General features: G+C 72.3%; 13 protein-coding genes. 6 read left to right on the plus strand and 7 right to left on the minus strand.

All coding sequences use genetic code 11. The annotated features are described in order from the left end of the window. Positions 1 to 2: 2 nt before the first annotated feature. Positions 3 to 920 (minus strand): SMP-30/gluconolactonase/LRE family protein, encoded by a 918-nt coding sequence (locus tag IEZ08_RS33455; RefSeq protein WP_189243755.1) that lies wholly within the window; start codon positions 918 to 920, stop codon positions 3 to 5. A 65-nt stretch (positions 921 to 985) separates the two neighbouring features. On the opposite strand from IEZ08_RS33455, the gene IEZ08_RS33460 reads away from it, so the two are divergent. From IEZ08_RS33460 to IEZ08_RS33470, 3 genes are all read left to right on the plus strand, one after another. Continuing rightward, a complete protein-coding gene (locus IEZ08_RS33460) occupies positions 986 to 1,456 on the plus strand; it encodes an Lrp/AsnC family transcriptional regulator (protein WP_189243756.1) in 471 nt (156 codons plus the stop codon). A gap of 142 nt (positions 1,457 to 1,598) precedes the next feature. Then, positions 1,599 to 1,820 (plus strand): hypothetical protein, encoded by a 222-nt coding sequence (locus IEZ08_RS33465; RefSeq protein ID WP_068922520.1) that lies wholly within the window; start codon positions 1,599 to 1,601, stop codon positions 1,818 to 1,820. A gap of 7 nt (positions 1,821 to 1,827) precedes the next feature. Continuing rightward, on the plus strand, positions 1,828 to 2,418 hold the full coding sequence (locus tag IEZ08_RS33470; protein WP_229803796.1) for a C40 family peptidase: 591 nt from the start codon (positions 1,828 to 1,830) through the stop codon (positions 2,416 to 2,418). Between the two features lie 10 nt (positions 2,419 to 2,428). Here IEZ08_RS33470 and IEZ08_RS33475 read toward each other — a convergent pair whose 3' ends face one another. Beyond that, entirely contained in the window at positions 2,429 to 3,502 is a 1,074-nt protein-coding gene (locus IEZ08_RS33475; RefSeq protein ID WP_068922518.1) for a hypothetical protein, read from the minus strand. Positions 3,503 to 3,705: 203 nt separating this feature from the next. Here IEZ08_RS33475 and IEZ08_RS33480 point away from each other — a divergent pair, with 203 nt between their 5' ends. Then, complete coding sequence (locus tag IEZ08_RS33480; protein ID WP_189243758.1) at positions 3,706 to 4,686, plus strand: SRPBCC family protein; 981 nt, start codon at positions 3,706 to 3,708, stop codon at positions 4,684 to 4,686. Between the two features lie 10 nt (positions 4,687 to 4,696). After that, entirely contained in the window at positions 4,697 to 5,869 is a 1,173-nt protein-coding gene (locus IEZ08_RS33485; RefSeq protein ID WP_068922516.1) for a zinc-dependent alcohol dehydrogenase, read from the plus strand. 53 nt (positions 5,870 to 5,922) lie between these two features. Here IEZ08_RS33485 and IEZ08_RS33490 read toward each other — a convergent pair whose 3' ends face one another. From IEZ08_RS33490 to IEZ08_RS33505, 4 genes are all read right to left on the minus strand, one after another. Continuing rightward, positions 5,923 to 8,973, minus strand: coding sequence for a bifunctional [glutamine synthetase] adenylyltransferase/[glutamine synthetase]-adenylyl-L-tyrosine phosphorylase (locus IEZ08_RS33490; protein WP_189243771.1), 3,051 nt, complete (start codon positions 8,971 to 8,973; stop codon positions 5,923 to 5,925). Positions 8,974 to 9,086: 113 nt separating this feature from the next. After that, positions 9,087 to 9,911, minus strand: a complete 825-nt coding sequence (locus IEZ08_RS33495) for a type 1 glutamine amidotransferase (RefSeq protein ID WP_189243759.1) — start codon at positions 9,909 to 9,911, stop codon at positions 9,087 to 9,089. A 62-nt stretch (positions 9,912 to 9,973) separates the two neighbouring features. Further along, complete coding sequence (locus IEZ08_RS33500; RefSeq protein ID WP_068922515.1) at positions 9,974 to 10,912, minus strand: acyl-CoA desaturase; 939 nt, start codon at positions 10,910 to 10,912, stop codon at positions 9,974 to 9,976. 194 nt (positions 10,913 to 11,106) lie between these two features. Then, positions 11,107 to 11,832: a hotdog fold domain-containing protein gene (locus tag IEZ08_RS33505; protein ID WP_068922514.1), complete on the minus strand. Its 726-nt coding sequence runs from the start codon at positions 11,830 to 11,832 to the stop codon at positions 11,107 to 11,109. A 438-nt stretch (positions 11,833 to 12,270) separates the two neighbouring features. On the opposite strand from IEZ08_RS33505, the gene IEZ08_RS33510 reads away from it, so the two are divergent. After that, the gene (locus IEZ08_RS33510) at positions 12,271 to 12,729 is read left to right on the plus strand and encodes a hypothetical protein (RefSeq protein ID WP_068922513.1); all 459 of its coding nucleotides are present in this window, start codon (positions 12,271 to 12,273) and stop codon (positions 12,727 to 12,729) included. Here IEZ08_RS33510 and IEZ08_RS33515 read toward each other — a convergent pair. Further along, positions 12,713 to 13,882: an NAD(P)/FAD-dependent oxidoreductase gene (locus IEZ08_RS33515; protein ID WP_229803799.1), complete on the minus strand. Its 1,170-nt coding sequence runs from the start codon at positions 13,880 to 13,882 to the stop codon at positions 12,713 to 12,715. The genes IEZ08_RS33510 and IEZ08_RS33515 overlap by 17 nt on opposite strands. Between the last annotated feature and the right edge of the window lie 26 nt (positions 13,883 to 13,908).

Genomic DNA, 13,908 nt, shown 5'->3' on the forward strand with positions numbered 1-13,908 from the left:
GTTCAGGCGTCCCCGGACACGTAGACGGGCCTGGCTCCGCGCACGTTCGTCATGATGGCGTAGACGGAGGTGGAGGCGGTCATGAAGAGCCAGTTCCGCTTCAGGCCGCCGAAGACCAGGTTGGAGGTCTTCTCCGGCAGGGGGAGCCTGCCGATCAGCGTGCCGTCGGGGGCGAGGCAGTGCACGCCCTCGTGGGTGGCGGCCCAGATCCGGCCGGTGTCGTCGAGCCTGATCCCGTCGAAGGAGCCCGCCGCGCACTCGGCGATCGCCTTGCCGCCCGACAGCGTGCCGTCGTCGTGCACGTCGAAGGCCCGCAGATGCCTGCGCCGGGTGTCGACGACGTAGAGCACCCTCTCGTCCGGGGAGAAGGCCAGTCCGTTGGGACGGACGAAGTCCCCGGCCACCAGGCGCACCTCTCCGGTGACCGGGTCGGCGCGGTAGACGTTGTCCGCGCCGATCTCGCTCTCGGCCCGGTGCCCCTCGTAGTCGCTGGTGATGCCGTAGGAGGGGTCGGTGAACCAGATCGAGCCGTCGGACCTCACCACCACGTCGTTGGGACTGTTGAGGCGCTTGCCCTCCCACCGGTCGGCGATCACCGTGATCGAGCCGTCGTGCTCGGTACGGGTGACGCGGCGGTTGCCCTGCTCGCAGGAGATCAGACGGCCCCGGGCGTCGAGGGTGTGGCCGTTGGTGTAGCCGGCCGGGGCGCGGAAGGGGCCGACGGCGCCGGTCAGTTCGTCCCAGCGGAGCATGCGGTCGTTGGGGATGTCGCTCCACAGCAGCTGGCGGCTCGCGGGAACGTACACGGGCCCCTCGGCCCAGCGGCAGCCCCGGTGGATCCGCTCGATCCGCTCGTCACCGCCCACCGTGGCGAAGCGGTCGTCCAGCACGTCGAACTCGGCGGGGATGGTCTCTGTCATGAGGAGAGCCAATATCACCGAACCTAGTTATGTCAAACACCAAAATATCCTGATAATGTCTCGTCATGGATGACATCGACAGGATGTTGATAGGGCTGCTCCAGGAAGACGCCACCCGCTCCTACGCCGCGCTCGGGGCGGCCGTGGGCCTGTCGAGCGGGGCGGCCCACGAGCGGGTGAGAAAGCTGCGCGAGCGCGGCCTGATCCGGCGCACCACCGTGGAGGTCGATCCGGTGGCGGCGGGCAGGGGTGTGCTGGCATACGTGATGATCGACGGGAACACCTGGATGGGCGACACCGCCGAGGCGCTCCGGACGATCCCGGAGATAGAGGAGGCCCATGTGATCGCGGGTCCGGCGTCGGTGCTGACCAAGATCCGGGCATCGAGCACCCGGGAGCTGCAGGCCGTACTGCGCCGGGTGTTCGAGATCGACGGGGTGGCCAGGACCCAGACCGTCGTCGTGCTGGAGACCTTCTTCGAGCGCGGCGTCCACGTGCCCGGCCCGGCCGGTGCGCCGGAACCGCTTCCCCGGTGACCTCCGATCCCGGCGAGGGGGTACGGCACCGCAGTCAACATCCGGTCGATCCATGACACAAGTCGTGATTCAGTACATTGCAAGCGGCGTCCGATAGAAACGGGACATAAGAAACGACCGCACGATCTGGAGAACGACCACCGTGTTCCGCACCGTCGCCACCACCGCCGGCGTCATCGTCATCGCCCTGTCCTCGCTCGTCGCCTGCAGCGCGGGCGACGAGGCGTGCGCCGCCTCAGCCGGTACGGCGAGCCTCTCGTTCGCCCAGGCCGGCGCCGCGGACTCCGCGGGACAGAAGCCGCCGAAGTCCAAAAAGAAGAAGAAGGTCGATGTCGACGTCGACGGTGACGACTGCGAGGAGTGAGCACGGGGTGCGGAACACGCCCCGGCGGCGGGGCGGACTCCCCCGCACGGCGGGCGCGGCGGGCGCGCTCACGCTGCTCCTGCTGGCCACCGCCTCGGTGCCGGTCCTGCCCGCCGCCCTGAACCGGCTGACCTCCGTCGCCCACGCGATCCACTCCGGGGCCGCCCGGCCCGGCTGGGCGGGCGGCGCGATCCCCTACTCCTGGGGAGGCGGCCACGACGAACGGCCGGGGCCCTCCCTGGGCACGTGCGAGGGGTACCGGGGTGCGATCAGGCCCTGCCCGGCCGCCAGGACGCTCGGACTCGACTGTTCCGGCCTGGCCAGATGGGTCTACCACCTGGCCTACGGCCGCGACGTCCTCGGGCCGGGCAACACCGACGACCACGTCCGCCGGCTCACCCGGATCCCGGCCGCGAAGGCCCGTCCAGGTGATCTCGTCTTCTACGGCACGGTGAGCGAGCACAGGATCAAGACTCACCACGTCGGCGTCTACATCGGCCAGGGCAAGATGATCAACGCGCTGAAGACCGGGACGGAGATCCGGATCGACCCCCTCACCCGGGTCAAGGGCTTCGCCGGATACTTCCGCCATCCCTGAGCCGCGGAGGTCAGCCGCGGTTGCGGAACCCGGTGAGGCGGCGCAGGACGTCCCACCAGAAGGGGGCGCCGAACAGCAGGGCGACGGCGGTGAGCAGATAACCGGGCCAGTGGCCGGGGGTGATCAGGCGATCCCACCAGACGCCGCCGTTCCAGTTCAGGGAGGGGTCGCCGCCCTCCGGGGGAACGGTGATGCTCACGATGGCGTTGTCGAAGATCTTGACCAGAGCAGGCGAGCTGAGGGACTCGGTCACGCACTCGTACGGCTCGGCGGCCCCGTCCGCGGAGCACTTGTCCTTCAACGCGGTCAGGCCGTCCTCGCTGCCGCCCGCGATGGCCGCCACTCCGGCCCGGAAGGCGTTGTCCCGCAGCAGCGTCTTGCCGTACTCCAGGGCGTCCATGCTGAACAGCAGCGTCAGCGCCACTCCCAGGGCGAACACCACCCACTTCACATAGCGGCGGTAGAGCCCGGACAGGCGCTGCATCTCCCCGTCGAACCAGCTCTCGACACCGGCCCGGAACTTCTCCATGTCCGCCTCGGCGCCCTTCCACACACCGCGCAGATGACCGGCGAGCGGGCTGTGGATGGCCTCCAGCTTGGCGATCAGGCCCTCCACCCCGCCCTCCTCGGCGGAGACCAGCTCCATGACCGCGCCGGAGAACCGCTCCGGAGGGATGTCGGAGATGGTGGTCCGCGCGCCCTTGGGATGGTCGATCTCCTGGAGCCGGCGGTAGAGCCGCTCGGTCATGTCGACGTCGGGTACGGGCGCCTCGGCGGCCAGCACCGTGGCGGGGTCCACCGGCATCGGCGCGACGACCGGAGGAGCCGGGTCGGGGCTGTGCCGGGGCCGGGGGTCGTTCTTGGAGAAGGGCAGCTTGGCGAAGACATCAGCGATCTTGGACGGGATCCACGAGGTGCCCTCGGAGGAACCCCCGTCCATGGTGTCGCGCAGGTAGGCCCAGAGGAACTTGCTGCGGATCCCGAGCAGCCGGACGAAGGCCTCGTTGACCCCGCTCACCAGGAGGGAGAGCAGGAGGAAGGCCAGCACCAGACCGATGGCCAGATCGGCGTAGACGGATATCAAAACGGATCACCCGGAGTCGTTGATACACGCCGATCATGGCGGGCGCAACAGGAACGCCGCATCACGATGGCACCGAGACAACCGTGTCACACGACACCAGAAGGGTACTACTAGCGACATTGTTACTACTCTGCGTACACGTCTGACTCCCCCATCGGGTACGCGGCCGCCTCGGAAGAAGCGATCAGACATGGGGAGACGTGATGAGCCAAGAACGTGATCGTGCCACCGACCGCCTCGCCCGGATGCTGGGCCTGGTCAGCATGGGCCTGGGCGTGGCCCAGGTCGCCGCGCCGGGTGCCGTCAGCAGGCTCGGCGGTGTCGACGGCTCACCCCGGGCCCGCGCCCTGATGCCGCTTGCCGGGGCCCGGGAACTGCTCCACGCGGCCCTCCTGCTGGGCGGGCGCAGGCCCGCCGACCGGGTGTGGACCCGGGTGGCCGGTGACGCCATGGACCTGGCGGCACTGGGCCGGGCGGTCTCCGGCACGCAGGGCGACAGGCGCCGCCGCGTCATGGCCGCCACCGCGGTGGTCCTCGCCGTCACCGCCCTCGACGTGTACACCGCGGCCCGCGCGGCCCGGCGCCGCTCACGTCCGGGCAGCCCGGAGGTCGAGCAGGTGGCGCGGCGGGGGATGAACCTCCACGCGGCCGTCACGGTCAACCGTCCGCGCCGGGAGGTGTACCGCCGCTGGCGCGACGTCGAGAACCTGCCCGGCTTCATGGCTCATCTGGAGTCGGTCAGCACGACCGCGGACGGGCGGTCGCACTGGAGGGCGCGAGGGCCCGCGGGGACGGCCGTCACGTGGAACGCGAAGGTCGTCGAGGATCGTCCCGACGAGTTGATCTCCTGGAAGTCCGCCGGCGGTGTCGTCGGCGTCACGGGGTCGGTGCGCTTCGCCGACGCTCCCGGCGGACGCGGTACCGAGATCCACGTGGACCTGTCCTACCGCCTGCCGACCGGCCGGGCCGGGCTGCTCCTCGCCCGGCTGACGGGTGAGCACCCCGAGCAGCAGGTCCGGGACGACCTGCGCCGGTTCAAGCAGGTCATGGAGACCGGTGAGGTGGTCCGCTCCGAAGGCAGCCCCGAGGGCACCCGCGCGCTGCGCCAGGCCAGGCAGCGTCCGGCCCGGCCCGTGCCTCCCGTCCGGTCCTCCGTCCGGGCCTCCGTCCGCTCCGCCCACTGAGGAGAGTCAGATGAAAGCCGCCTGCTGGATGGGCCGTAACACCGTCGAGGTCCACGAGGTCCCCGACCCGCGGATCCTCAACGCGCGTGACGCCGTCGTCCGCATCACCTCCACCGCGATCTGCGGTTCCGACCTGCATCTGTACGACGGTTACGTGCCGACCATGAAGAAGGGCGACATCCTCGGCCACGAGTTCATGGGCGAGGTGGTGGAGGTGGGGCCGCAGGTGTCGACCCTCAAGGTCGGCGACCGGGTCGTCGTCCCCTTCCCGATCGCCTGCGGGAACTGCGGTTCCTGCGCGAACGGCATGTACTCGGTGTGCGAGAACTCCAACCCCAACGCGGGCATGGCCGAGAAGCTCATGGGCCACTCCCCGTCGGGCATCTTCGGCTACTCCCACATGCTGGGCGGCTACCCGGGGGGCCAGGCGCAGTACGCCCGCGTGCCGTTCGCGGACGTGGGACCGATCAAGATCGAGGACGACCTGCCGGACGAGAAGGTGCTGTTCCTGTCCGACATCCTGCCCACCGGCTGGATGGGCGCGGAGATGTGCGACATCAAGCCCGGGGACACGATCGCCGTCTGGGGCGCCGGGCCGGTCGGCCAGTTCGCGGTCGCCAGCGCCTACCTGATGGGCGCCGAGCGGGTCATCGCCATCGACCGCTTCCCCTACCGGCTGAGGAAGGCCGCGCAGGCGGGCGCGCAGACGCTCGACTACGAGGAGGTCAACGTCCTGGAGGCGCTGCGGGAGATGACCGCCGGACGCGGCCCGGACGCGTGCATCGACGCCGTGGGCATGGAGGCCCACCATCCCGTGGCCGCGGTCCACGCCTACGACCGGACCCGGCAGGCGGCCCGCATGGAGACCGAGCGGCCGCACGCCCTGCGCGAGGCGATCATGGCCTGCCGCAACGGCGGCACCGTCTCGGTGGTCGGCGTGTACGGCGGGCTGCTGGACAAGTTCCCGATGGGCGCGCTGATGAACCGGTCCCTGACGCTGAAGGCGGGCCAGTGCCACGTGCAGCGGTACACGCGGCCGCTCCTGGAGCGGATCCGCAACGGCGACATCGACCCGAGCTTCGTCATCAGCCACCGCATGCGCCTGGAGGACGCCCCGCGCGGCTACGAGATGTTCAAGAACAAGCAGGACGAGTGCAACAAGATCGTCCTTTCCGCAGTCTAGCCCCCGCAGACCGGCTCAGCCTCCGCAGACCGGCTCAGTCCTCGCAGACCGGCTCAGTCCTCGTAGAAGACCCGCTCCACGACCTGGCGGGCCCTGCGGGTGACGCGGCGGTAGTCGTCCACGAAGTCCTCGCTGCCGTCCGGCGGGTAGCCCAGGGCGCGGGCGATGAGCGCGCGCTCGCGGACGTCGTTCGGGATGGAGTCGGAGGCACGGCCCCGGACCAGGACGATCGCGTCCCGGATCCGGGAGGCGAACCGCCAGGCGTCGGCGAGCACCTCCTCGTCCGCGGGGGCGAGCAGGTCCTCGGCGACCGCCGCGCGCAGCGCCTCCAGGGTCCGGGTGGTCCGCAGCGACGGCCGGCGTCCGGCGTGGCGGAGCTGGATGAGCTGGGCCACCCACTCGACGTCCGACAGGCCGCCCCGGCCGAGCTTGGTGTGCAGGGCGGGGTCGGCCCCGCGCGGCAGCCGTTCGGCCTCCATCCGCGCCTTGAGCTTGCGGATCTGCAGCACAGCCTCGTCGGACACGCCCGCGGCCGGGTAGCGCAGCGGGTCGGCCAGCCTCAGCAGTCCGGCGCCGAGCTCGGCGTCCCCGGCGCAGAACCGGGCGCGCAGCAGCGCCTGGGACTCCCACGGCGATGACCAGCGTGCGTAGTAGGCGGCGTAGGAGGCCAGTGTGCGGACCAGCGGCCCCTGACGTCCCTCGGGGCGCAGGTCGGGATCGACGGTCAGCGGCGGGTCGGGGGCGGGCAGGGCCAGCAGGCGGCGCAGCTCGTTGGCGACCGCGTGCGCGGCGTCCGCCGCGTCCTTCTCCGGCACCCCGGGCAGCGGCTCGTGGACGAACATCACGTCGGCGTCGCTGCCGTAGGAGCACTCGACGCCGCCGAGACGGCCCATCGCGATCACCGTGAACCGGGTGCCCAGCGGCGCCCGCCGTTCCATCTCGACCTTGGCGATCGCGGCCTCCAGCGCGGCCTGGACCGTCACGTCGTTGAGCGTGGACAGCGCCTGGCCCACCTGCTCGATGTCGATGTGCCGGGCGAGGTCGGCCACCGCCGTACGGAACAGCTCCCTGCGCCGCAGGGCGCGCACGGCGGCCACCGCGACCTCGGCGTGCTCGGGATGGCGCGCGACCGTGGCGCGGGCCTCCGCCAGCAACGCCCCGGGCCGCCGGGGGTCCAGCTCCGCGTCGGAGCCGAGCAGCGCGACGGCCTCGGGCGCGTGCAGCAGCAGCCCGGTCACGTATCTGCTGGTCCCCAGGAGGTGGGCCAGCCGCGAGGCGACGGCGGTCTCGTCGCGCAGCAGCCTCAGGTACCACGGGGTGGCGCCGAGCTTGTCGGAGACCTGCCGGAAACCGAGCAGGCCCGCGTCGGGGTCGGGGGCGTCGGCGAACCAGCCGAGCATGACGGGCAGGAGCGTGCGCTGGATCGCCGCCCTGCGGGAGACACCGGTGGTCAGCGCCGCGATGTGGCGCAGCGCCCCGGCCGGGTCGGCGTAGCCGAGAGCCTCCAGGCGGGCCTGCGCGGCGGCGGTGGACAGGCGGTCCTCCGACTCCGGCAGCCGGGCGACGGCCTGCAGCAACGGCCGGTAGAACAGCTTCTCGTGCAGGCGGCGGGCCTCCAGCGCGTGCCGCCGCCACCGGGCGGTGAACTCCCCCACCGGGTCGGCGGTCATGCCCAGCCCGCGCCCGAGCCGCCGGAGCTCGGTCTCCCCCTCGGGCACGACGTGGGTACGGCGGAGCCGGTGCAGCTGGAGCAGGTGCTCGACCCGGCGCAGGAACGTGTACGCCTCGGCGAGGGCCCTGGCGTCCTCCCGCCCGACGTAGCCGCCCCGGGACAGTGCGGCCAGTGCGGGCAGCGTGGCGCGGCGGCGCAGCAGCGGGTCCAGGCGGCCGTGCACGAGCTGCAGGAGCTGGACGGCGAACTCGACGTCGCGCAGGCCGCCCGGGCCGAGCTTGATCTGCCGTTCGGCCTCCTCCGCCCGGACGTGGGCCTCCACCCGGCGGCGCATGGCCTGCACGTCCTCGACGAAGTTCTCGCGGGTGGCGGCCTGCCAGACCATCTCGTTCATGGCGGCGACGTAGCGGCCGCCGAGTTCGGGATCACCGGCGACCGGCCGGGCCTTCAGCAGCGCCTGGAACTCCCACGTCTTGGCCCAGCGCCGGTAGTAGGCCTGGTGGCTGGCGAGGGTCCGGACCAGCGGCCCGGCCTTCCCCTCGGGGCGCAGCGCCGCGTCCACCTCCCACAGCGCCCCCTCCGGGGTGGTGGCCGAGCAGGCGCGCATCATCCCCTGGGCCAGGCGGGTGGCGATCTGGACGGCCTTCGTGTCGTCGACGGCCCCCTCCGCGACCGCATCGGCCGCGCCGGTGGTCCCGCCGGTGGTCCCGCCGGTGGTCCCGTCCCCGGTTCCGGCGGCCGTCCGGCGGGGCTCGGTCACGAAGATCACGTCCACGTCGCTGATGTAGTTGAGCTCGCGTGCCCCGCACTTGCCCATGCCGATGACGGCCAGCCGTACCGCGCCGGACTCCGGCTGCTCGGACCGCGCGACGGCCAGGCCCGCCTCCAGCGCGGCGCCGGCCAGCGCGGACAGCTCGGCGGTCACCTCGCCGAGCGCCGCCTCCCCGGTGACGTCCCGGGCGGCCAGGTGGAGCAGGCGGCCCCGGTAGGCGACCCGGAGCGCGGACAGGGTCTCGGTGGAGGCGTCCGCCGCCCGCGGTTCGGGGTCGTCGGGGTCGGCGCCGACCGCCAGGAGCAGCTCGGCGCGGAGCTCCGCCTCATCGGGACGCGCCGTGGCCCGTTCTTCCTCCAGCAGGTGCCAGTGCTCCGGGTGCCGGGCCACGTGGTCCCCGAGGGCCGCGCTGACGCCGAGGACGCCGAGGAGCCGGGCCCGCAGACCGGGGTCGCGCCGGAGCGCTCCGAGGACGCCGGGATCCCGCTCGGCCAGCCGGTTCAGCGAGGCGAGCGCCAGGTCGGGATCCGCCGTGGCGACGAGGGAGTCCAGCAGGCCGACGTCACCGGCGGCCTCGGGTCCCAGCTCGCCGAGGAGCCTCTCGGCCCCGGCCCCGTCGGAGAAGCCGAGCCTGACCAGCCGTCCGGCCGTCGTCTGCATGCGGGGCACGGCGCTCACCGCCCCCTCCCCGTCTCCGATCGCAGGCACAGTCGTCCCTCAATCCTCGCATCAGGGGTTCGGCATTATCCAGTGAGGGACCCCGGGCGTTCCCCTCAGGGCCGAGTCGTCGACGGGACAGCGCACGCCGCGGTGCCGCTCGCGACGGTGGTGGCCGGGGCTGTGGCCGTGGCAGAGGAGGCGACGGAGGCGACGGAAACGGCGGCCGCGGCGGAGGCGACGGTCGCGGCGAAACGCTCGGCGAACGGCCTCCAGACGGCGGCGAGCCGCGGTCCGGACGCCGCGGCCTCGGTCACCAGCTCGGCGGCGGGGTGGCCCAGGGCGACCAGGTGCTCGGCGGAGCCGTCCACCCAGCCGGCGAAGATCTCCGGAGTGGCCTCCGGGTGGAACTGCACCGCCCAGGCGCGCTCGCCCAGCCGGTACGCCTGGTTCGGGTAGGCGTCCCCGGTGGCCAGCGGGACCGCGCCTTCGGGCAGCCGGGTCATCGCGTCACCGTGGTACTGCACCGCGACGGCGGGCTCCGGGCCGTCGAGCAGGCCGTCGAAGAGCGGATCGCCGCTCGCGCCGGGGAGCGGGACGATCCGGCGCACCCCGACCTCCAGCCCGCCGCCGCCGCGCTCGACGGTCCCGCCGCAGGCGAGCGTCATCAGCTGGGCGCCCAGGCAGATGCCCAGGGTCGGCACGCCGGTGTCCACCGAGCGGCGGATCAGGTCGCGGGTGGCGGGCAGCCAGGGATAGTCCTCGTCCTGCCAGGCCGCCGCCTCGCCGCCGAGCACGATCAGCCCGTCGGCCGCGCGTTCGGGCACCGCCTCTTCCAGGTACGGCCGGACGACCTCGCACTCCGCCCCGGACCGGGCCAGCCATCCGGCGAAGAAGCCCAGGCCGGCTCCGGCCTCGTGCTCGATGACGGTAATTCTCATGCGGTAATTATGCGGCTTACCATCCCACAACCCGACCTATCGCGATTCGTCCCCCGTACGGCTCACGCCGCCGCGCCCACCCGCCGGGCGGCGAGGCGCGCGGTGTCCGGCCAGCGCACGTCCCAGGCCCAGCCGAACCGCTCGAACAGCCAGATCAGCCGGGCGCTGGGGTCGATCTGACCGCGGAGCACGCCGTGCCGGGCGCAGGTGGGGTCGGCGTGGTGCAGGTTGTGCCAGGCCTCGCCCAGCGAGATCACGGCCAGCCACCACACGTTCCGGGAGCGGTCCCTGACCGTGAACTCCTCCTTGCCGAAGGTGTGGCAGATGGAGTTGATCGACCAGGTCACGTGATGCTGGACGAAGATCCGTACCAGGCCGCCCCAGAAGTAGGCGGTCAGGGCCGCGCGCCACGAACCGCCCCACAATCCGCCGATGAGGGTCGGCAGGCCGAGCGAGAGCAGCACGATCGGCACATAGGCCAGGTTGTGGGAGAGAAGCCTGATCGGCCGGTCGGCGAGCAGGTCGGGGCAGAAACGCCGCCGCGAGGTGCGCTCCGGGCGGAACAGCCAGCCGACGTGGGCGTGGAACAGCCCCTTGCTCAGCCCGACGAAGCCGGGGCCGAACCGCCACGGCGAGTGCGGGTCGCCCTCCCGGTCGGCGTACTTGTGGTGCCTCCGGTGGTCGGCCACCCAGCGGATGACCGGCCCCTGGAGCGACATGCCCCCGGCGATCGCCATCACGACCCGCAGCCAGGTCTTCGCCTGGAAGGAGCGGTGGGTGAAGTGCCGGTGGTAGCCGACGGTGATGCCGAACCCGGTGACGAGGTACATCACCCCGGCGATGACCACGTCCCGCCAGGTCAGACCCCATCCCCAGGCGAAGGGGACGGCGGCCAGCACCGCGAGGAAGGGCACCACGACGAACAGCACGACGAGCAGGCGCTCGAACCACGGCACGGGAGTGGCGGCCAGGTCCGACGGTGCGGTGGAAGTGGAGGCCATGCCCGCCGAAGATAATCGCGGATCTCGACAAAATCTCCGCTCCGGACGGCGATTTATCCGCCGGAAATTATCACGCTGACGACAAACCACCCGGAGACCGCCGCCCGGAAGCACTCCCGGCCGAGCGCCGGCGAGCGTGCGGCCCGGCTCCTCGGGAGGAACCGGGCCGCGGGACGGGAGAGGGCCGGGAACGGTCAGGCCGGAACAATCCAGGTGGCCTTGGCGGCGGCGACCAGGGTGCCGTCCACCTCGTAGACCGCGCTCTCACCGAAGAGCTTGCGGCCCTCACGGCCGGTGGCGCGGGCCACCACCGAGTAGATGCCACCGGGGTAGACGCGGCGGTGGACCCGGGCGGTCAGGCGACCGAGCAGCGCGAACTCACCGGGGGCGAAGTGGGCCCAGCCGGTGGCGCAGTCGAGCGCCGCCCAGACGACCGCGTCGGGGACGACGCCGTCCTGGTCGGTGACGGTCATCGGCACCCGCCAGCCGGCCGCGACCAGGTCCTTCCCCTCCACCGGGCCGGGGAAGATCCGCAGGCCGTCACCCGGATCGCGCATGCCGCAGGTGAAGCAGCCGGGGAAGGCGTGGCCCCTCAGCCCGGCGAAACCGCGCTCGGCGTGGGCGGCGTCGTTGAAGGGCACGAACGCCGGGGCGTCGAGCTGCTCGGCGACGGTGATGGCCTCGACCAGGAGGGTCTCGCCCTGGGTCAGGGTGGCGGTGTTGGCGAGCTGGCGCAGCTCCAGCTCGGCCTCCAGCGGGGTGGGCGCGTGCAGCGTGACCTCGACTGCCGAGTCGTGCCGGGCGCCGTGCAGGGCCTCGGAGACCGTGCCCGCGATCCACCCGCCGTTCGCGGCGCCCTCGGGCCCGCGGAACCGCGCCGGAACCGTCACCACGGTCTGCAGACCAGCAGCCGTCGTCATGCCGCACCTCCTATCGCCGTGCACGGCGAAATTGATCCTGATATATAACAAGCAAAGGGACCGGCCGATTTTAGCCGAGTAGTTGCACGTACAGCCAACCAGGGGTCCGTAACGTTCCTGTGGACGGCCAATGACAGGGGAATGACCGCCTGCCCGCGGAGACCCCCTCCGAAAAAGGCCACCCGGAGACGGAGTGACGCTGCGTCCTACCGTACGCGCACATAAGGGGAGTAAATGGCACCCCACCCCCCTGATCCTCCCGTGTCTCCCTCCCCCCGGCGGAGCAGGAGGCACCGGGCAACGAGCCGGCGGCGATCTGCGACGGTACGGCCGCCTCCGCCCCCTCTGACACGGTCCTCCGGGTCGCCGGCCGAGCACCGCGGACCCGCCGATGTCCACTGACGGAGGATGTCAGGCGACCGTGGCTAGCTTCACGCCATGGACAACGATTTCGGCTTCCTCGTCGGCACCTGGACCTCCCGGCAGCGGCGGCTGCGCAGGGTGCTCGCCGGCAGCGAGGACTGGTACGAGTTCCCGGGCTTCACCACGTGCTGGAACGTCCTGGACGGCGCCGGCAACATCGACGAGGTCACCTTCCCGACGCAGGGATTCGGCGGCGTGACGCTGCGGCTGTACGACAAGGAGACCGGCCTGTGGTCGCTGTACTGGGCGAGCAGCAGGACCGGCATCTCGCTGCCGCCGGTGGTCGGCCGTTTCGGCGACGACGGGCGCGGCGTGTTCACCGCCGACGACGTGTACGACGGCATCCCGATCAAGGTCAACTACATCTGGTCGGAGATCACCGCGGACTCGTGCCGCTGGGAGCAGGAGTTCTCCCCCGACGGGGGCACGACCTGGGAGACGAACTGGGTCGCCGAGTTCACCCGCGCCTCCTGACCCCGGCCGACGCGGGTGGGCCGCCCCGGAGCCAGCGGCCCACCACGGCCAGGGCCAGCGGAAGCGGCACCGTGCCCGCGCCCAGCCCCACCTCCACCAGCAGGTCGAACACCTCCCCGCGCCGGGCGGCGACGTCGATGGCGGCGTCGATGAAGCGGGGGGACTGCGCGGCCCGGGCCAGCACGTCGGTGGTGAGCAGGTGCGCCCCCAGAGCGCCTCTCAGCGTGCGCCGATAGGCGCCGAGCGGGTCACCGACGGCCTCCACGGCCGCCTCGCCGGCCAGGCGGCCGGACAGCAGGGCGTAGTAGATGCCCTCACCGGTGAGCGGGTTGACAAGCCCGGCGGCGTCACCGGCGAGCAGCACCCGGCCCGTACCGGGCTTCGGCCGGCCCGGTGACAGCGGCAGGTGGTGGGCCTTGAGGCGGCGGGCGGGCAGGTCGGGCAGCAACTCGGCGAGCCGGCCGTGCAGGACCTGGCGGCCGGGCAGCCCGGTGGCGCGCAGACTCGGCAGCAGCATGCCGAAGCCGATGTTGGCCGTGCCGTCCCCGATCGGGAACGACCAGGCGTAGGCGGGCCAGCCCTCCTGCTGCATGGCGATGAACTGCACGTCGTCGTCGACGGGCACGTCGGCGTAGCCGCGCACGGCGATCGCGGTGTGCCGCTCGGGACCGGCCGGGATCCCCGCCAGGCGCCGCACCGTCGAGTTGGCCCCGTCGGCGGCGACGAGGGTGCGGGTGGCGAGGCGGTCGTCGACGACGACGTGGTCCTTCCGGGCCGCGATCGCGCGGACGCGGTGGCGCCGGACCTCCACCCCGCGGGCGCGGGCGGCGTCGACGAGGCGGGCGTCGAAGACCTCTCGGGGGACGACGCGGTTGGGCCGGGCGACGGTGGCCAGGACCCGCGCGCCTCCCGGGGAGATCACCGACAGGCGGTCCGTGGGCCGGTAGTCGGCGATGAGGTCGGGCACGCCGAGCAGAGCGAGTTCGTCACCGCCGTGGGCGGCGATGCCGTCCCCGCATGCCTTGTCCCGGGGGAAATCCGCCTTGTCCAGCAGCAGCACGCGGGCCCGGGGACGCAGTTGCTTGGCCCGCAGGGCCGCCGCCGAACCCGCCGGGCCGCCGCCGACGACCACCAGGTCCCAAATGTCGCGCACGTCGTGAACCTGCCACAACGCATCCC

This window comes from Planobispora rosea (assembly GCF_014648175.1).
GTDB classification, from domain to species: domain Bacteria; phylum Actinomycetota; class Actinomycetes; order Streptosporangiales; family Streptosporangiaceae; genus Planobispora; species Planobispora rosea.